The organism is Natribacillus halophilus (assembly GCF_900100185.1).
Lineage (GTDB): Bacteria > Bacillota > Bacilli > Bacillales > Marinococcaceae > Natribacillus > Natribacillus halophilus.
Genome location: NZ_FNEN01000004.1, coordinates 75,589 through 93,846, shown reverse-complemented (window position 1 = coordinate 93,846; position 18,258 = coordinate 75,589). Strand labels below are relative to the sequence as shown.

Sequence of the window (18,258 nt, the reverse complement as noted above, 5' to 3'; positions counted from 1 at the left end):
AATGCTGTCGCGCCAACGGATCACTTTCATCGGTGCCGGAGCCATGGCTGAAGCCATCATCTCTGGTTTGCTCGCGGACAACCGCGTTTCAGGTGAGCAGATCACCGTGGTAAACAAAAACAATGACGAGCGGCTCGACCACCTGGAAAAAAATTATGGAATAAAAACCAGCAAAGACAAAAAACGCGCCGTTGCAGATAGCGATCTGCTGATTCTCGCCATGAAACCGAAAGATGTCGATGAAGCGCTTGAAAGTATTCAGCCTCATATTCGTGAACATCACGTCATTTTCTCCGTCCTGGCAGGCACGACGACGGATGACATTGCCCGTCTCGTCGACGTCGATTGCCCTGTTGTGCGCGTGATGGCGAACACTTCGGCGAAAGTCGCCGCTTCCGCGAGCGCTATCTCCGGCGGCCGGCACGCTTCCGCCAAAGATATTGATCTGGCTGCAGAACTCTTTTCTGCGATCGGAACGATAACGGTCGTCCCCGAAGAAAAGATGAACAGTGTAACAGGCGTATCCGGAAGCGGTCCCGCTTATTTTTACTACCTGCTGGAAGGGCTGCAGACGGCTGCGGTCGAAGCCGGTTTGTCTGAAGAAGAATCCAAGGCCCTGCTCATTCAAACGATGGAGGGCGCCGCCAAACGCTGGTCACAGTCTTCGGAGTCGCTGCGTTCCCTGTATGAAGAAGTGATGAGCCCCGGGGGCACGACGGAAGCCGCCTTTTCCGTTTTACAAAAACACACGGTTCAGGAACATTTAACGACGGGCACGAAGGCCGCCATCGATCGCTCCATAAGCCTCGGGCAGCCGAAAAAACAAGTATGAGACACATAAACGGGGACTTGTAAGAGGCAAGTTCCCGTTTTTTTCATTATGTCGGCAATGAGGTATAATGGGCAAAGTCGAGTCTTGGATTTTGGGGGTAGAATGAGGGAATGAGCGAACGAAAGTCGTATTGGCGCCAAAGGATAGCTTTTTTCACGGAACATCGGAACTTCACGATCATCGTTATGTCGTTGATTTTTATCAACGCTGTCGTCGTCGGAATGGAAACGTATCGCGAACTTTATATTCCTTATGCTGACTGGTTTCATCTTATCGATCGTATTCTCCTCTGGGTATTCACGATAGAAATCGCGATGAGAATGATAGCGGTCAAACCGTTTCATCTTTTTTTCCGCAGCGGCTGGAATTGGTTTGATTTTCTGATCATCGCCGCGGGTCATCTTTTCGCGGGGGCTCATTTCGTTACGGTTTTAAGGGTGTTGCGTGTCCTCAGGGTTTTGCGGGCCGTAACCGTTATCCCTTCCCTGCGCAGGCTCGTCGATGCCATGATGCGCACGATTCCATCACTGTTCAACATTCTGTTCCTGATGGGGCTTATCTTTTATATATACGCGGTCATAGGGACGATGCTGTATGGAACTGTCTTTCCCGAATATTTCGGAAATCTTCAGCGTTCATTGTTAACCTTGTTTCAAACGGTCACACTGGAATCTTGGACCGAAGCTGTGTTACGTCCGCTGCTTGAAATGGAACCGTTAAGCTGGATATATTTCATTTCTTTTGTCCTCGTTGGCACATTTCTTCTCTTCAACTTACTTATCGGTGTCATTGTGAACAATGTTGAACGCGCGGCCGATGAAGATGACCCATCCGAAAATGCTGCGAGAAAGAAGGATATTGAAGACTTGCACACAGAGGTCAGGGAACTTAAAGAGATGATAAAATCCAAAAACGACGATTAAAAATAAGGCATGGCTTCTACGGAGACAGAAACCATGCCTTATTTTTTAGCTGTCTTCATTCATACAGCTGCTTTGCATAAAATTCATTATAGATCGCCTTGACCGTTTCATCACAGTTGCGTTCCTTCACGGCAAACGCGAGTGACACTTCCGAGGAGCCCTGGTTAATCATTTCCAGATTGATGCCGGCGTCCGCGATGGCTCCGGTGGCTCGCGCCGCGATACCGACCGTTTCGTCCATCCATTCGCCCACGAGCATAATCATGGCGAATCCGTGTTCAATATACGCGTCATCCACGCCAAGTTCTGTCTGAATGCGCGTCAACAGGTGATTCTCGCTATCGAGGGACAGTTCCGCTGTTCGTAATATTACGGATGAGTCATCGATGCCTGACGGTAAATGTTCGTAGGAAATGCCCTCGTCTTCGACCATTTCCAATAAGCGACGCCCAAAACCGACTTCCCGGTTCATCAAGTATTTATGAACGTAAATAATGCTAAAGCCTTCATCCGCGGCAATACCCGTGATCGGATACTTGCGGTGTTTCTCCGACCTTTCGGCCGTAATGAGTGTCCCTTCACCTTCCGGATGATTCGTATTCTTGACACTTACCGGGATGCCATGTCTAAAGGCAGGAATCAACGCAACATCATGAAAGACTGTGAAACCAGCGTATGAAAGTTCACGCATTTCCCGATACGTCATGTGATGAATAGGTTCGGGGTTATCAATGACTTTAGGGTTGGCAACACATACGGAATCGACATCCGTGAAATTTTCATATAATTCCGCGTTTACACCGGCCGCTACGATGGCGCCAGTAATGTCCGAGCCTCCCCGTGGGAAAGTCACCAGTTGTCCATCCGGTTTATAGCCAAAAAAACCCGGGAAAATAAGAATCTCGTCGTAATCTCGTATTTTTTCAAGTTCTTCATAGGCCTCTGCCATGACATGGGCATTCCCGGCCTCACCCTCTACGAGAAGTCCCGCGTCACGGGGATTCATGTAGCGGGCATTAATACCCTGATGATTAAAATGTGCGGCGATGAGTTTGGCATTATTATCTTCCCCGGCCGCTTTTATCTGGTCCATAAAGATGCCCTCATCTGCAGGGTTATAGGCGACACGGGTTTGCAGGTCCGCTTCGATTTCTTCGGCTATCGCTCCTTCGATGCCGAGCTCTCTTGCAATGGAGCGATAACGCTCCACGCTTTGTTCGATCGCGGTCTCGGTCGCCTCCCCTCTGAGACATTTCTCGCCCAGGTCAATGAGCATATCGGTAACCTTCACATCATCATCCTCGCGTTTGCCGGGGGCCGATACGACCACGATCCTGCGTGCCGGGTCATCCGTAATGATTTTCGTCAACTTCTCAATTTGATTGCCAGTCGCGACAGAAGTTCCACCAAATTTAGAGACTTTCATAATCAGTTAAAACGCTCCCTCGTCTTTCTAGCCTTCCATATTTTCATTAAGCAAATCTTCTTCCGACCACTTCTGATCGTAAACACCAATCATCTGCAGCATGGCCATGAAGAGCGGAACGTCCGACTCCTGAAAAAACTCAACCGAACACGTCGATTCCGCTTCATAGTCAAGGGACAGAGCATGGCTATAGGTGGTTTCCTGTAAATAGTTCGTAACTTCCGCGTCATCGATACAAGTAGGTGATACATACTCCTGGGTTGAATGGTCGACGATCGTTCTCGTCTCCGACGGAGCGCTGACGTCTACATTGATCACAAAGCCGCCCACAAGCAATACAACGATGACTAAAAGCAAACTCATGATGAGCTTGTGATCTTTATTTTGCATAGTTGAATGAAATCACCTCATTTTTTCATAAAATCATTATACGTGGATTTTATCATCTGGTCCAGGGGGCTGCCAGTAACATTTGCTTGACAAAACGAGAGTGCACTTCTACGATTAAAGTGTTGACTTATACTTCCGCAAAAAGTATGGGACAGGGAGAAGTGACAAAATGACGATAGACGCCCTTAAACACAGGCAACTCATGACCGAAGAAATCAGTGATTTGATCATTTCCCACGAAAAAGTCGCCCATGTCCAGCTGCAAAACCCACTCGATCACGCGCTGTTAATTTTAATTAAATCCGGTTACACAGCCATCCCAGTACTGGATAAGGATTACCGCGTTCAGGGACAAATCAGTAAAAACGAAATTCTTGACTCTATTCTCGGGCTGGAACGCCTGGAAATGGAACGTCTCCATGACATTACAGTCGAATCGGTCATGAACAAGCGGATCCCGCGGTTAAAGACCGATGCGACATTTGCAAAAGCATTAACGACCTCGATCAATCACCCTTTTATCTGTATCGAAAATGAAGAGGCCGCTTTTGTCGGAATTTTAACACGAAGTTCGATTCTTGCGTTGATCCACCATTATTTGCAACAGAGCAAATAAACCCGGCAGAAAACCCGCTTACGTCCTGTAAGCGGGTTTTCTGCATTCAGCAAGCACAACTTCCGCCACTGCCACAACCACCACTGCACGAAGAGTTGTCAAAATATGGATTCCCGGAAGGGACTTTAACATTTTGCGACACGGAAGAAGCCAATATCTCACTCACTTCCGCGAGTAACTTCTCCAGGGCACGCTCGGCTTCCTTGTAAGCATTCACACTTTCATGAAGGTCCATTTCCCGCTTTGAGATCCGCAAGGCTTTAGTCACTTCGCTATAATCAGGGTGGTATTTCCCGAAGCGCTGTACTTCGTCAAATTTCACCTTCTGGTCATTAAAATGCCGGATCAGCCGCTCGGCTTCTTCGTCTTCCAGCATCGTGCGGCGTGCCTCCACGAAATTGTGATATATGTGTGTAGAAAGGATCATCCTCGATAATTCTTCGGATTCATCAAACAATTCAATCGGGGTTGATACAACGGTTTGCAACAATAACACCTCCGTGCCGTCATTGTAACATGTCTTGGGAGAATTGTTTACTCATACATAGTAATTGCAAACGTTTCTTTTAGATCGAGAGGCTGATCATCTTCATCATAGGCCTCCAGCTCCATGGTATGTTCTCCCGCTTCCAGCCCTTTGACGATAAATGCCGCGCGATGAATTTCCTCTTCGTAATCATCGTTCACCCGTAGCATTAAATACCCCTGAATATCTTTATCGTGATGCTGATTCGCGTAAAAACTAAAATCCGGCAGATACGTTTCCACGTAGACTTGTCCATCACTCACTTCATAATGAACGTCGAATTGTTCTACGTCTGTCCGCGCCTCTGTCTGCATCACCGGCAAGGGTTCGATTTCCAGTCCCCCCGGTACATTGGCCAAAATCAACACGGCCGCCAGCCATACCTTTACACTTGGCATTTTTCAACCTCCTTTGCCATAGTATGCAAAAAGGAGGTCGCCATTATCCGTTTATCTTTTTAACAGATTAAGCAATTGAATCGTTAAACCCAACCCCTGATTCATACGGGCTACACGTTGCGGCCACGTCTGTCCGTTAAAAAGACGTGCCTCTTTTTCCATTTCCTCCAGGCGCTCCGGATGCCGGGCCAGAATCTGATACCAGGAAGGTTCTGACCGCAAATAGTGCTTGACATCCGGCTTCGCGGAAATATATTGCATTAAATCGGAACGCATGCTGCGTACATCCCTCCCCTTCGCAAACGACTTAAAAACCTCTGAATGAAAATGGCTGGTCATAGGTCTCTCTTCGTTGCCCGGACCCCGGTTTTGTCTGGAATTGATTCATCAGCTCCTGAACATTTCCCATGACGCCGCTGAATTGATTTAAATAATTTTGCACATCATTGACATTCATTTCACCGAGTTTTTTAACGAGCGAGCCCACGGTTTGATTCCCATTCAGCAATCCTTCGATTGAAGAAGACGAATAATCCGAATGAACATGATCTGTCCCATCCTTATAGGATGCCCAGTGCCTCTCGTCATCACCGAGAATCACCCAATCCTGGTATAATCCATTCCATGTCGCCTGACCGGCCCTCACTTCCCGGACCAGCTTCGGATGTCTCTTCACAAAATCCCTGAAATCACGTACCGAAGGGTCCAGTTGCTCATGTTGCACCAAGATCTCCTCCCTCACGCCATATTCCCTACTCATCACTATACGCACATCCACCCGCCTGCGTTCGCCCAAACTTGCGTTGCATTATGGATGCATTCATAATAAGATTAAGGATAGATTGAGTTTCTGAGGAGGTAAAACGTTGAAGCTAACAGACTTTAACTTTCCGGATAAAGAAATCAGGTTCGGAAGTTTATTGGACATCATGAGAGGGAAAGGCTTTATTTTTGCGGAACAATGGGATTACGAGCGTGCGATGTTTGATTTAAAAATGCCCGTGGAGGGAGACCCGGGCGTCTTTTATCTGCGTGTACCCGTCTTTGCCGTCGATGGAGACATTCCCGGCGATGAGACAACCGTGAAATTGATGACGCCCATACTGGGAAGGCATTATTATCCTCACGGGGTAGAACACGGAGAAGAGGAAAATTTCCCGGATCATATCGTAGACAAATGCAAGCAACTGTTAACGTCGGTTGACGAAGAATTATAGCAATAATGGACAGGGGCTGCCATAGCCCCTGTCCATTATTTTCTCCCTTATTACGTGTAATAAGGGGATATCATAAGATAAATGAGGACGCCGGTGATGCTGACGTACAACCATAACGGCATCGTCCAGCGTACGATCTTGCGATGTTTGTGCAGTTGATTCGTATATCCCCAAATCACGGACAACAACGCGAGGGGGACGATCAGCGCGGCTAACGGGATGTGCGTGGCGAGAATAAAGTAATAGATCCCGGCCATGAGGCCGTCTCCGCCATATGTGGTAGACTCCGCCAACCCGTGGTGCAACAAGTATGTGACGAGAAAAAGGGTCGTCGTTGCCAACGCTGCATAGATAAAACGACGGTGAGCCTTGACGTTCTTCTTCATAATCGCGTACAGTGCCGCCAATAGAAAAACGGTCGTAAAGCTGTTATAAATCGCATTCAACATTGGCAACAGCGTTACGTCAAAAGGGGCGGACGCGCTTGCGCCATCCAGAAAAAAGAACACGGCGATCGATCCGTTAATGACGATCGTTAGCGTCACGACGAGCGGGATATAATTTTTTCCTTTTAGTTGTGACTCTGTTGATTGTTCCATGAGGTCAACCCCCTTCTCCCCGCATTATACTAAAGATCATGGAGTGCGCCAAATCCGGCTTTTGACGATCCTCTGACACATTCGCAAATTAGAAAACTTGGCTTATCGCCAAGCCTTTAAGGCGATAATCCTTAGTTGCACTTATGCAGAATAAGAAAGTGGTTTATACTTTCTTAGCTGCCGAAAAAAACCGGGCTAACGCGACGTTAGCCCGATTTTTTTAATACTTGACGATTCCGATGAGCAATATGAGCGACACGACCATCGGTGCTGCCAGCACAAGCCCCGAAATCATAAATGAATTCGGCCAGCCGTGATCCTTATCTTTCAGGTGCATGAAATAATAAAGCTGTAAAATCAACTGTACAAAGGCGAGGAAAAGGATAAACGGAATCGTGAACACACCCGGGAGCTGTTCGCTTCCTACGGCGAGAAACGCGAGTATCGTGATCCCGATCATAAAAGCGAATGCGATGATCTGAATCCGCTGTTCACGATTGATCTTTCGTTTTTCCTCATTGGACATCGAACTTTCTTCAAACGATTGATCCAGGTTTTCAGCCATTTCGATCACGCTCCAATTCCCATGAGGTATACGACAGTGAAAATAAACACCCATACCACATCAATAAAGTGCCAGTAAAGACTAAACGCGTAAAATTTCGGTGCGTTGCTCAAAGTGACTCCCGTCCCCCTGTAGCGAAGAAGAAGGAGGAGGATCCAGCCGAGTCCGAACAATACGTGGGCGCCGTGTAAACCGACGAGTGTATAGAAAGAGGAAGCAAAGGCACTTGAAGTATACCCCAAACCGTGCTCGTAGTATTCCACGAACTCGTAAATCTCCAAACTAAGGAATGACACTCCCAGAAGGAAAGTCACCCACATCCAGAGCTTCAGCTTCTGAAACTGGTTCTTCTTCATCGCATACACTGCGAGCACACTCGTCAGTGAACTCGTCAAAAGTATCATCGTCATGATAAACACGAGCGGCAGCTGGAAGAGATCCGCCGGTTCGGGCCCCCCGGCCGTCCCATCTCTCAGGCCGAGATATGTCCCGAAGAAAGTGGCAAACATCGTCACTTCACCGGCGAGGAAGACAAACATACCAAGAAATTTATTTTTGCCTTCGAGCGTCGCTTTTTCCGGATTGGTGGGAAGTCCTTTTGAGAGATCAGCTGTATCTGCCATCGGTTAGCTCAACTCCTTTTCCATTTCTTCCACGGTTTCTTTCGAAATGTGATAACCATGATCAGTCTGCATGGAACGTAGCCCCATTGACCCAAAGGTTACAATCCCACCAATCGCAATCAATACATACGGCGAAATAAACAGGTCCAGGTGGAAGCTAATGAAACCAAATCCGGCGATAAACAAGCCAAGACTTATGAAAAACGGAAGGATGCTTCCACTTGGCATATGAATGTCATCGAGCGGTTCTGCCGGTTTCATCTTTCCGTTCCCATGTATCTTTTCGTAAAAGACAGGGTCGAGCGAACGCACTTGCGGCGTTTGCGCAAAGTTGTACTCCGGTACCGGCGTATGGGTGGCCCATTCCAGCGTACGGGCGTCCCAGGGGTCGTCGACGGTAACCGGTTCCGACTTAAGCGCTGAGTAGACGATATTGATGATGAGAATAATGACCGCGACGGCCATCAAAAATGCACCAATCGTTGAAATGAAATTCATCGTATCCATACCCTGGCCTTCCAAATACGTATAAACACGTCTCGGCATGCCGACAAGCCCGAGGATATGCTGAATAAAGAAGGTAAGGTGAAACCCGATGTAAAATAACCAGAACATGATCATCCCGAGGGTTTCATTTAACTTATGTCCAAACATCTTCGGATACCAGTAGAATAACGCGGCAAAAATCCCCAGGACGATTCCACCCACAATAATGTAGTGAAAGTGAGCGACGACGAAATACGTGTCATGGTAGAGATGGTCGACAGGCGCCATCGCGAGCATGACCCCGGTGACACCGCCGAGGACGAATGTAGGAACAAAGGAGGCTGCAAAGATCATGGCCGTGTTGAAGGTGAGCTTGCCACCCCACATCGTAAACAGCCAGTTAAAGATTTTAATCCCCGTCGGAACAGCGATCGTCATCGTTGAAATCGCAAAAATCGAATTGGCAATCGGGCCGATACCGACGGTAAACATGTGGTGCATCCATACCATAAATGACAGAAAAGCGATGATCAGAACGGCGAACACCATTGATGTATAGCCGAACAACCGCTTCTTGGAAAAGGCGGGAATCACTTCTGAAATCATCCCGAAGGCAGGAAGCACGAGAATATAGACTTCCGGGTGTCCGAAAATCCAGAAGATATGTTGCCAAATGACGACGTTACCGCCCTCGCCGGGTATAAAGAACTGGGCATCGAAGATTCGATCCAGCATTAATAACGCAAGCCCGGCCGCAAGCGGCGTAAAGGCGAACACGATCAGAATGGATGTCAAAAGCGTCGTCCAGCAGAATAAAGGCAGACGCATCATCGTCATTCCCGGCGCGCGCATATTAATAATTGTCACGATAAAGTTAATCCCGGACACGAGTGTCCCAAAGCCGGAAATTTGCAGACCGAGTACATAGAAATCTATGCCGACCCCTCCGAATTCCCGGCTGGCGAGCGGTACATACGACGTCCAGCCGGCATCCGGTGCCCCACCGAAAAACCAACTGAGACTAAGTAAAAGGCCGCCGAGGAAAAATAACCAGAAACCGAGCGCGTTGACGAATGGAAAAGCCACGTCACGCGCACCGATTTGCAATGGTACAACAAAGTTCATAAACGCAAAGAAAATCGGCGTCACGGCAAGGAACAGCATAAGCGTTCCATGCATCGTTATAAATTCATTAAAGGTTTGACCACTTATAAATTCCATTTCCGGAGCTATGAGCTGTATCCGAAAAATAACAGCCATCAAGCCGGCTTTAAGGAAGAAGAGCGTACCGGCCAATAAGTATAAGATGGCGATTTTTTTGTGGTCGACGGTTGTCATCCAGTCCCAAAACACGCTCTTTTTGAGCGTGTTTGTAGCCTCACTTACCACGTGTATTAACCTCCTTCACAGGCGTAACTACTGTATCTCGAGTTCCTCTGTCGTTTCATCATCCACTGCTTCCAATTGATCCAGGTAAGCGATAATCGCGTCCAGTTCATCATCTTCAAGTCCGGGTGAAGCCGGCATATTAGTCCCTTGCTTCAATGCACCCGGATCTCGGATCCAGTCTCGTAAATTTTCCTCGCTGTAATCGAGGAAGCCTGCAATTTGGTTGCGATCACCGAAATTCGTTAATGTCGGGCCTTGTGCGGACCCTTCGCCTTCGACAGCGTGACAGGCAAGACAGCCTTCTTCTTCAAAATGTTCACGGCCTTGCTGGGCGAGGGTTTCCTCCGGTTCTTCTTCCTCTTGTTGCATCTCCTCGTTCCAAGCGGCGTAGTCATCTTCTTCCATGGCAATCAATTTAAAGTCCATCAACGCGTGCGACGGGCCGCAGAGCTCGGCGCATTTCCCCATGTAAACGCCGGGTTCATCCGCCTCCAGCCACAAGTGGTTCGTCACCCCGGGGATATTATCCACTTTGCCTGCCAACGCGGGCACCCAAAACGAGTGGATGACGTCTTCGGCTTCCAGTTGAAAGACGACTTCTTCACCTTCCGGGATGTATACTTCGTTACCGGTCGTAAACCCTTCCGGGTAATCGAATTCCCACCAGAACTGATGAGCGGTGACATCAATGACATACGCATCCTCGGCAATGTCTTCCTCGGCGATTTCTTCATCGGCGTCTCCCAAGTCTCCGATGTCCTCTTCATCCTCGGCAATGTCTTCAGCGCCGACACTTAAGTAGAATTGGCCCGTGATCGTCGGAACCGCGAGGATCGCCAGCAGCAGAATAGGAATGACTGTCCAGGCGACTTCCAGTTTCGTACTTCCGTGCACTTGCTCCGGATATTCGTCATCCCCTTCTTTATGACGAAACCTTATGATGATAATAAAAAAGAGAACAAAGACGACAACAATGACGAGAGCCATGACGTAAAGACTTAGAAGCATATTGTCGAAAATCCATTGCGATTGCGGCCCCATCGGGTCTAATGCTGACAGCCCCTGTTCACCGCAGCCGGCGAGCAACAGCACGATGGCCATTAAGGGCGCAAACTGCAAAAACCTCTTCCAACCGTTCATTGCTTTTCAAACCCCTCTTTCTTTCTAGCACTTCCTTATCTGCCTCTCTTAGCGGCTGTTCAAGATAGGCACTACGTCGTAACTTATGTAAACTCCGGTAAAGGAATCCGCCCTGAACGAGCGGATCATATGTGAACGACAACCATGATGACGAACAGGACGGTCAAATAACTGAGTGAATACATAAACATGGACCGTGCCCATTTCGTATCATCCTTAGAGCGAACACCCTTCAAACCCAGGGCTAACCAGCCGATACCCAGTGCTGCCGCCACGATTGTATAAATCATTCCAAACCCGAAGAGCAGTAACGATATAGGGATAAGGGCGGTTATATAGACAAGAATTTGCCTCTTCGTCATCCTGAAGCCTGCCACAACCGGCAACATCGGAATGCCGGCATAGCGATATTCTTCAACTCTCATCATCGCCAATGCCAAAAAATGCGGTGGCTGCCACATGAACATAACCGCGAACATTAACCAGGCATACATGTGCAAGCCCGGATCAACCGCTGCCCACCCGATCAATGGAGGTACAGCTCCGGCCAGGCTTCCGACGACGGTATTGAGTGAATGGGTCCGTTTTAGCCACATGCTGTAGGCCATGACATAAACGACAAGGCCGATCATCGCAATGAAAGCAGCCATAGGCTGAATGGCAAGTAAAGCCGCTATCCCCACCGCAGATTGCAGCAGGCCGGCATAAAGCACTTTCTTTGGCTCAATCGTCCCCTTCACGGTCGGCCGCTCTTTCTTACTTTCCATCAACGGATCGATATCCCTGTCAATGTAATTGTTTAAGGTGGTCCCTCCGGCGAGCACCAGCGCGATCCCGAGCATGGTCAGCAAAAGGATGTGAAAATTGCCTCCGAGACTATATCCGCTCGTATACTCCACTGCTAAGTAAAAACCGGCAAACGCCGTTAACAAATTGGACATGACGATGCCCGGCTTTGCCAACTCAAAATAAATCTTCCACGGCTTGTCCGCTGTCTTCTCTACGGTACCCTGTTTTTCTTCGAGGGCTTCTGCTGCTTTGACTGCCGTATTCGACTTCATCCCTTCCACCCCCTTTATGGTACGTTTGCCTTACATCCCTTCACCCATCTTACTATATTACTAGCTCATATCGGAAGGGTTTTGTCCTATCTTATCCTGCATAAGTGCACCTAAGGCTTTCGGTTTCCTTTATCATTATAGCTCAAAAAGGAAATCGTTTCATTAAACTTCACTTTTTTTTACGGCTTCACGATAAAATTGACATTAAATGTTCACCGGCGAAAAAATTGACTTCTGAACAGCTTGTTCTTACTATTTTCAATAAGGCCCGCTTTTATGTTATCAATTAAAATAGATACAATAAAAAGATATCCATTCGGGTGCTTTTTGTCAATCGTGCCGAGTTAAATGTTTTAGAGAAGGTGATGATTTTTTGAATAAAGGGTTAAAGATTTTCGGCGTTTTGACCTCGATCGGCATGCTGATCGTTCTATTACAGGGTTCCGTCGTTACGAAGACGGATTCCGGGGACGGTTGCGGCGAGACATGGCCGCTCTGTTTCGGCGAATTCGTCCCTGCATCTCCCGCCCTCGCCACCTTAATCGAATACAGCCACCGGATGGTTTCCGGTGTCGTCGGTTTAATGGTCGTGATTCTGGCGTTTTGGTCCGTTAAAAAACTATCGCATATGCGGGAAACAAAATTTTGGGCATTGATGGCTGTGCTCTTCATTATCTTTCAAGGTTTAATGGGCGCGGCCGCCGTCGTATTCGGCTCTTCAAGTCTCGTGCTCGCCCTTCATTTCGGAATATCGGCGATTTCTTTTGCCACGGTCGTCATACTTACCGCTCTTGCCTTCGAGGACGGGAGGCGACTACCTGCTCCCCGGGTCAAAAAAGGGTTCCGCGGTTATCTGTTTTTCGTCCTTGCCTATACCTATGCGGTCATATACAGCGGGGCTTATGTAAAACATACCGGTTCTACATACGCGTGTGCACAATTCCCCCATTGCGGAGATGTTGCCAACTTTGGGTTCCAGGCAGGCGTACAGATGACACACCGGATCGCGGCCATCGTTCTCGTCGTCCTGCTCTTTATCTTGTTCGTACAGGCTTTCAGATACCGCTATGAAAGCAAAATGCTCGCCGGGAGCGGTATCGCTGTCATTATCCTCGTAATGATTCAAGCTGGCGCCGGCATAGCGATTGTATTCTTCCCGGACGCGTATTTAGCCACTGCGCTCACCCATTCGCTAACCGTATCGTTACTGTTCACGGTCCTTTGTTACATGGCCATGATTGCCACGAGAAACCGCGCCTATTAGTCCGAATAAGGGGCTGCCCCGCAAACAGGGGCAACCCCTTTTTTTCATGTTAAAACGCATCATAAAGGAAGGGTTTCCCTTCGGGAATCGCCTTTTCCCATAGCGTAATGGCCGCTTTGGACCCTTTGATGATCCCGCTATTATGAAGCGTTTCCCCATCGACATAGCGAAACAAAAACGGAATCAGCCCCTTGATGTCGGTTTCCAGAACGAGCCCCGTCGTTGCGGGGTTTTTATGAACAACTGTCTGCTCATTCTTTTTTTCAACTTGATAGCTGCCCGTGTTCCATTCGGCGAAATCATCGCTGACGGAAAGCGATAATTGCTCACCTTCTTCAAGCTGAAAAGGAAACTGCGCCAGAAAACGTTCCATGTCCACAATCCGGGCCATAAAGTGAATGCTTCTTTCCTCAAGGGCATCCGGGTTTTGCATAAAGAAGCGCCAATGCAAATCATTTGGCATCGTTATGCGCATCTCTTTGACCATCGAATCATGATTGGCGATGAGCCGCCATAATTCCGATTCCGCTTCCTGATCAACAGCGACGAACTCGGACACTTTCATGACCTCATTTTTCACGTTATAGAACACGTAACCGCGATCATTTCCCTCGTCATCCTGATAAACGATCCGCCGCTTATTTTTAAAGCGGGCGTTTAGCAAAATATTCTTCCACCACCACTCATCACGGTCGATCATCCCGCTATACCTGGGGGCATACTGGTCATAGATCTCCTTGAAGACCCCCCAGTCCTCGTCTTTCACGCGGCGGAACCTCCCTGTACCGCCCTTGCTCGGGACTGGGAATTCTTCCTTTTTTAAAACCGCTGTCGTTTGATCGCAGTACAGTTCCCAGCCGAATTTGCGATAGTAACTGACCGCAAAAGGATCAAGGAGGGAGAGAACGTGCCCGCGTGACTTCATGTCACGCAGACTTTGCTTTAACAATTGCCGGACATTTCCGCCGCGGCGCCCTTCGGGCCAGGTAGCCACGCCGGAAACACCCCCGGCAGCCATTGAGGCGCCGTACACCCACATGCGTGTAGGCAGAATGTCTACCTTTGAAAGAATTTGGCCGTCGTCCACGGCCACCCAAATATTATCCGGAATCATCCGCTCCCTGAATTCCCTGCTCTGTTCTTCTGTCGGTTCAAACTGAAAGGCAAAGGCATCGAGGTTTTCCGCTTCTTTTTTTTCTTCTTCTTCAAGTTTACGGATGTCCATTGGCTTGTTCCCTCCTGAAACTTTTAATCGGAGATTTCGATCAGCAAGTCTCCGCTGTCAATCGCTTCGCCGTTCTCAACCCGAATCGATTCAATCTTGCCGTCCCGGGGGGCTTGTACCGTCGTCTCCATTTTCATCGCTTCGGTGATGATTAATTGGTCGCCTTTTTTGACCTCTTCGCCTTCTTTAACGACGACTTTCAAAACGGTTCCGGGCATCGTTGCCCCGATATGGCTCGGATTTTTCTTGTCGGCTTTTACCTTTTCCGCCGCGGTGCTTTCAATGCTGCGGTCTTTAATGATCACTTCGCGCGGTTGACCGTTGAGTTCAAAATAGACGATACGATTACCGGTTTCCCCGGCTCTGGAAATGGAGATGAGCTTCACGATCAGCGTCTTCCCGGGCTCAATTTCAACCTCTATCTCCTCGCCGAGGCGAAGGCCGTAGAAAAAGGTCGGCGTATCAAGGACGGAAACGTCGCCAAAGTAATTGCGAAACTGTTCAAACTCTGCCGTGACTTTCGGATACATCGTATGATTCATGAGGTCGTGAGCGGTCACCTCGCGTTCGAGTTCGTCAAAAAGCTGGCCTTCCAGCTCGTCGAACTGAATCGGTTCCATATGCTTTCCGGGCCGGTCCGTGTAGGCTTCCCGATTTTTCAGGATTATACTTTGCAGCTCTTCGGGAAAGCCTCCCGGCGGTTGGCCGATTTCTCCCTGGAACATTTCCACGACCGATTCGGGAAAATCAAGGGCGTTGCCTTTTGCAAAAATGTCCGCTTCCGTCAAGTCGTTTTTCACCATGTACAGCGCCATGTCACCGACTACTTTTGACGAAGGGGTCACCTTGACGATATCGCCGAAGAGTTGGTTTACGCGCGCATACATGTCCTTGACATCATCCCAGCGACCCTTAAGACCGACGGCTTTCGCCTGTTGCTGGAGATTGCTGTACTGGCCGCCGGGCATTTCGTGCTCGTAGATGTCCGGGTGCGGCGCGAGCAAGCCACTTTCAAACCCTTGATAATAGCCGCGCACATCTTCCCAGTAGCTGCTCAGTTTGCTTGCCTTTTCAACGTTCAGGGCCGGTTCCTTTCCGGTTCCCTTCAACGCGTAATACAAGCTTTCCATACTAGGTTGCGACGTGGAGCCGGCCATCGCGCTGATGGCGGTGTCGACAACATCGACGCCGGCGTCAATCGCCCTTGCATACGTGAAGACGCCATTTCCGCTCGTATCATGCATATGCAAGTGAATGGGAAGATCAACCGTCTCTTTCAGCTCGCTCACGAGCTGATAGGCTGCCTCGGGTTTGAGCAGCCCGGCCATATCCTTAATGCCGAGAATGTGCGCCCCTTCGGCTTCCAGCGCGCGCGCCAGTTCTTTATAATAATTCAGGTTATACTTCTCGCGATTGGGATCGAGAATATCGCCGGTATAACAGATGGCCGCTTCCGCGATTTTACCTGTATTCCTTACCGCCTCAATGGCCTTCGTCATGCCTTCAAGCCAATTGAGCGAATCAAAAATACGAAAGACATCGATACCTGCATTAGCGGATGTGCTGACAAACCGTTCGATCACATTATCGGGATAATTTTTATAGCCGACTGCATTCGCGCCGCGGAGAAGCATTTGGAATAAAACGTTCGGCATCTTTTCCCGGAGCGAAAGCAAACGGCCCCAGGGATCTTCATGCAGAAAGCGCATGGCGACATCATAGGTCGCCCCGCCCCACATTTCCGTTGAGAATAACTGCGGCAGCATACGGGCGGTCGGTTCGGCAATCTGGCGCAAATCATGGCTGCGGACACGGGTCGCAAGCAATGATTGGTGGGCATCGCGGAAAGTTGTGTCCGTCAGCAACGTTCGCTCCTGAGCTTTCAGCCATTGCGCGAGTCCTTCCGGCCCCCGTTCATCGAGGATTTGCTTGCTTCCCGTCGGCATCGGAGCATCGCGGTCGACCTTCGGCAAGCGGGGCGCTGAAAAGACAGGCTTTTTCTGGTCTTCCAGACCCGGATAGCCGTTCACAATCGTTTCCCCGATGAATGTCAGCATTTTCGTTCCCCGGTCTTTGCGGCGCGGAAAGACGAATAATTCAGGGGTGTCATCGATAAATGACGTGTTGTTCTCCCCGTTTAAAAATTGCGGGTGCTGCACGACATTCTCCAAAAAGGCGATATTCGTTTTAATCCCGCGAATGCGAAACTCACGCAGGTTCCGCAACATTTTCGCAGCTGCGACGTCGAACGTCAGCGCCCAGGTGGAAACCTTGACGAGGAGTGAATCATAATGGGGGCTGATTACCGCACCCTGAAAGCCGTTTCCTGCGTCGAGGCGCACGCCAAAACCGCCGCTGGAACGGTAAGCCATGATCTTGCCGGTATCCGGCATGAAATCATTTTCCGGATCTTCCGTCGTCACGCGGGACTGGATCGCGTAGCCGTGTGTTCGGATCTTTTCTTGCGACGGCAAGCCGATCACTGACCCGTGGAGGGTTGAACCATCCGCGATGTACAATTGCGCGTGGACGATGTCCACCCCTGTGACCATCTCCGTTATCGTGTGTTCCACCTGGATACGGGGATTGACTTCGATAAAATAAAACGAGCCGTCTTCGCCGACGAGAAACTCAACCGTACCGGCATTAAGGTAATTGACGTTCTTGGCGAGATCGAGGGCTGCTCGGGATATGTCTTCCCTTAATTGTTCGTTGAGGGCGACGCTGGGGGCGATTTCGACGACTTTTTGGTGCCGTCTTTGCACGGAACAATCCCGTTCGTATAAGTGCAAGTGATTCCCCTCATCGTCCCCGAGCACCTGCACCTCGATATGTTTGGGGTTTTCGATCAGTTTCTCGACGTAGACCTCATCGCTTCCGAATGCGGAGCGGGCTTCCGAACGTGCGCGTTCGTACGAATCTTTTAATTCCTCGGCATTTCGAACGATTCTCATCCCGCGGCCACCGCCTCCGAGACTCGCCTTAATGATAAAAGGATAGCCGTGCTCGGCGGCGAACGTCTCAATCTCCTCTACGCCGGATACAGCACCGTCACTTCCGGGGATAACCGGCAGCCCTGCTTCGATCGCGGCCGTGCGTGCCTGAATCTTATCCCCGAACGTATGTAGGTGCTCACTGTTCGGGCCGATGAAAATGATCCCCTCTTCTTCACAACGTTCGGCGAAATGCGTGTTTTCGGCAAGAAAGCCATAGCCGGGATGGATAGCATCCACATCCGTGCGCTTGGCGAGAGAAATGATATTTTCAATATCCAAATACGCTTCAATCGGTTTTTTGCCTTCCCCGACCAAATAGGCCTCGTCCGCTTTATAACGGTGGAAGGCGCCTGTGTCTTCCTTGGAATAGACCGCAACGGTCCGAATGTGCAGCTCTGTACAGGCTCTGAAGATTCGAATGGCAATTTCTCCACGATTGGCAACGAGTACTTTCTGAATGTTATTTAATGTACTCACGTCGGTTCCTCCATTCCCACTTTAATTTTTCTTTAAAGGTTTCTCACTATAATAGCATTTCTTACAACTTGAATCTACATCATGGGAAATAAAAAAGCCAACCCT

Annotated in this window: 19 protein-coding genes; 5 read left to right on the top strand and 14 right to left on the bottom strand. The window is 49.2% G+C overall.

Going from position 1 to position 18,258, the window contains the following annotated elements; genetic code table 11:
* The first annotated feature begins 1 nt into the window (after position 1).
* Together proC and BLS58_RS06640 are read left to right on the top strand one after the other, a co-directional pair.
* Positions 2-832 (top strand): pyrroline-5-carboxylate reductase, encoded by an 831-nt coding sequence (gene proC / locus BLS58_RS06645; protein WP_090397258.1) that lies wholly within the window; start codon positions 2-4, stop codon positions 830-832.
* Between the two features lie 110 nt (positions 833-942).
* Complete coding sequence (locus tag BLS58_RS06640; RefSeq protein ID WP_090397256.1) at positions 943-1,755, top strand: ion transporter; 813 nt, start codon at positions 943-945, stop codon at positions 1,753-1,755.
* A gap of 55 nt (positions 1,756-1,810) precedes the next feature.
* On the opposite strand, the gene BLS58_RS06635 is transcribed toward BLS58_RS06640, so the two are convergent.
* Together BLS58_RS06635 and BLS58_RS06630 are read right to left on the bottom strand one after the other, a co-directional pair.
* Positions 1,811-3,181: an aspartate kinase gene (locus BLS58_RS06635; protein ID WP_090397254.1), complete on the bottom strand. Its 1,371-nt coding sequence runs from the start codon at positions 3,179-3,181 to the stop codon at positions 1,811-1,813.
* A 27-nt stretch (positions 3,182-3,208) separates the two neighbouring features.
* Entirely contained in the window at positions 3,209-3,571 is a 363-nt protein-coding gene (locus tag BLS58_RS06630; RefSeq protein WP_090397252.1) for a hypothetical protein, read from the bottom strand.
* 169 nt (positions 3,572-3,740) lie between these two features.
* On the opposite strand from BLS58_RS06630, the gene cbpB reads away from it, so the two are divergent.
* Positions 3,741-4,187 carry a cyclic-di-AMP-binding protein CbpB gene (cbpB, locus tag BLS58_RS06625; protein WP_090397250.1) on the top strand — a complete coding sequence of 149 codons (447 nt, stop codon included), beginning with the start codon at positions 3,741-3,743 and terminating at the stop codon, positions 4,185-4,187.
* Positions 4,188-4,233: 46 nt separating this feature from the next.
* Here the strand turns inward: cbpB and BLS58_RS06620 are convergent, their stop codons facing one another.
* From BLS58_RS06620 to BLS58_RS06605, 4 genes are read right to left on the bottom strand one after another with little or no spacing between them, the layout of a single operon-like run.
* Positions 4,234-4,674, bottom strand: a complete 441-nt coding sequence (locus BLS58_RS06620; protein WP_425433671.1) for a YlbF/YmcA family competence regulator — start codon at positions 4,672-4,674, stop codon at positions 4,234-4,236.
* A 47-nt stretch (positions 4,675-4,721) separates the two neighbouring features.
* Positions 4,722-5,111 carry a hypothetical protein gene (locus BLS58_RS06615; RefSeq protein ID WP_090397246.1) on the bottom strand — a complete coding sequence of 130 codons (390 nt, stop codon included), beginning with the start codon at positions 5,109-5,111 and terminating at the stop codon, positions 4,722-4,724.
* Positions 5,112-5,162: 51 nt separating this feature from the next.
* The gene (locus BLS58_RS06610; protein WP_176764648.1) at positions 5,163-5,387 is read right to left on the bottom strand and encodes a YlbE-like family protein; all 225 of its coding nucleotides are present in this window, start codon (positions 5,385-5,387) and stop codon (positions 5,163-5,165) included.
* A gap of 31 nt (positions 5,388-5,418) precedes the next feature.
* The gene (locus BLS58_RS06605; protein ID WP_176764647.1) at positions 5,419-5,835 is read right to left on the bottom strand and encodes a YlbD family protein; all 417 of its coding nucleotides are present in this window, start codon (positions 5,833-5,835) and stop codon (positions 5,419-5,421) included.
* A gap of 142 nt (positions 5,836-5,977) precedes the next feature.
* Between BLS58_RS06605 and BLS58_RS06600 the strand changes: the two genes are divergently transcribed.
* Positions 5,978-6,328: a YugN family protein gene (locus BLS58_RS06600; RefSeq protein WP_090397239.1), complete on the top strand. Its 351-nt coding sequence runs from the start codon at positions 5,978-5,980 to the stop codon at positions 6,326-6,328.
* A gap of 50 nt (positions 6,329-6,378) precedes the next feature.
* Here BLS58_RS06600 and BLS58_RS06595 read toward each other — a convergent pair whose 3' ends face one another.
* From BLS58_RS06595 to cyoE, 6 genes are all read right to left on the bottom strand, one after another.
* On the bottom strand, positions 6,379-6,927 hold the full coding sequence (locus tag BLS58_RS06595) for a DUF420 domain-containing protein (protein WP_090397237.1): 549 nt from the start codon (positions 6,925-6,927) through the stop codon (positions 6,379-6,381).
* A gap of 220 nt (positions 6,928-7,147) precedes the next feature.
* Entirely contained in the window at positions 7,148-7,492 is a 345-nt protein-coding gene (locus tag BLS58_RS06590; protein ID WP_090397235.1) for a cytochrome C oxidase subunit IV family protein, read from the bottom strand.
* A gap of 5 nt (positions 7,493-7,497) precedes the next feature.
* On the bottom strand, positions 7,498-8,115 hold the full coding sequence (locus BLS58_RS06585) for a cytochrome c oxidase subunit 3 (RefSeq protein WP_090397233.1): 618 nt from the start codon (positions 8,113-8,115) through the stop codon (positions 7,498-7,500).
* 3 nt (positions 8,116-8,118) lie between these two features.
* Entirely contained in the window at positions 8,119-9,939 is a 1,821-nt protein-coding gene (gene ctaD / locus BLS58_RS06580) for a cytochrome c oxidase subunit I (protein ID WP_090397487.1), read from the bottom strand.
* A gap of 78 nt (positions 9,940-10,017) precedes the next feature.
* A complete protein-coding gene (gene coxB / locus BLS58_RS06575; protein ID WP_090397231.1) occupies positions 10,018-11,130 on the bottom strand; it encodes a cytochrome c oxidase subunit II in 1,113 nt (370 codons plus the stop codon).
* Positions 11,131-11,255: 125 nt separating this feature from the next.
* Entirely contained in the window at positions 11,256-12,191 is a 936-nt protein-coding gene (gene cyoE, locus BLS58_RS06570) for a heme o synthase (protein ID WP_090397229.1), read from the bottom strand.
* A 373-nt stretch (positions 12,192-12,564) separates the two neighbouring features.
* On the opposite strand from cyoE, the gene BLS58_RS06565 reads away from it, so the two are divergent.
* Positions 12,565-13,455 carry a COX15/CtaA family protein gene (locus BLS58_RS06565; RefSeq protein ID WP_090397227.1) on the top strand — a complete coding sequence of 297 codons (891 nt, stop codon included), beginning with the start codon at positions 12,565-12,567 and terminating at the stop codon, positions 13,453-13,455.
* A gap of 49 nt (positions 13,456-13,504) precedes the next feature.
* On the opposite strand, the gene BLS58_RS06560 is transcribed toward BLS58_RS06565, so the two are convergent.
* A complete protein-coding gene (locus BLS58_RS06560) occupies positions 13,505-14,680 on the bottom strand; it encodes a GNAT family N-acetyltransferase (protein WP_090397225.1) in 1,176 nt (391 codons plus the stop codon).
* A 23-nt stretch (positions 14,681-14,703) separates the two neighbouring features.
* Entirely contained in the window at positions 14,704-18,153 is a 3,450-nt protein-coding gene (pyc, locus tag BLS58_RS06555; protein ID WP_090397224.1) for a pyruvate carboxylase, read from the bottom strand.
* Between the last annotated feature and the right edge of the window lie 105 nt (positions 18,154-18,258).

Coding starts and splice junctions, on each gene's coding strand:
- cbpB (WP_090397250.1), top strand. CDS start 3,741: ATGACGATAGACGCCCTTAAACACAGGCAACTCATGACCGAAGAAATC.
- BLS58_RS06560 (WP_090397225.1), bottom strand. CDS start 14,680: ATGGACATCCGTAAACTTGAAGAAGAAGAAAAAAAAGAAGCGGAAAAC.
- BLS58_RS06635 (WP_090397254.1), bottom strand. CDS start 3,181: ATGAAAGTCTCTAAATTTGGTGGAACTTCTGTCGCGACTGGCAATCAA.
- BLS58_RS06590 (WP_090397235.1), bottom strand. CDS start 7,492: ATGGCTGAAAACCTGGATCAATCGTTTGAAGAAAGTTCGATGTCCAAT.
- BLS58_RS06610 (WP_176764648.1), bottom strand. CDS start 5,387: ATGCGTTCCGATTTAATGCAATATATTTCCGCGAAGCCGGATGTCAAG.
- ctaD (WP_090397487.1), bottom strand. CDS start 9,939: ATGACAACCGTCGACCACAAAAAAATCGCCATCTTATACTTATTGGCC.
- BLS58_RS06585 (WP_090397233.1), bottom strand. CDS start 8,115: ATGGCAGATACAGCTGATCTCTCAAAAGGACTTCCCACCAATCCGGAA.
- coxB (WP_090397231.1), bottom strand. CDS start 11,130: ATGAACGGTTGGAAGAGGTTTTTGCAGTTTGCGCCCTTAATGGCCATC.
- proC (WP_090397258.1), top strand. CDS start 2: ATGCTGTCGCGCCAACGGATCACTTTCATCGGTGCCGGAGCCATGGCT.
- BLS58_RS06640 (WP_090397256.1), top strand. CDS start 943: ATGAGCGAACGAAAGTCGTATTGGCGCCAAAGGATAGCTTTTTTCACG.
- BLS58_RS06615 (WP_090397246.1), bottom strand. CDS start 5,111: ATGCCAAGTGTAAAGGTATGGCTGGCGGCCGTGTTGATTTTGGCCAAT.
- cyoE (WP_090397229.1), bottom strand. CDS start 12,191: ATGAAGTCGAATACGGCAGTCAAAGCAGCAGAAGCCCTCGAAGAAAAA.
- BLS58_RS06595 (WP_090397237.1), bottom strand. CDS start 6,927: ATGGAACAATCAACAGAGTCACAACTAAAAGGAAAAAATTATATCCCG.
- BLS58_RS06630 (WP_090397252.1), bottom strand. CDS start 3,571: ATGCAAAATAAAGATCACAAGCTCATCATGAGTTTGCTTTTAGTCATC.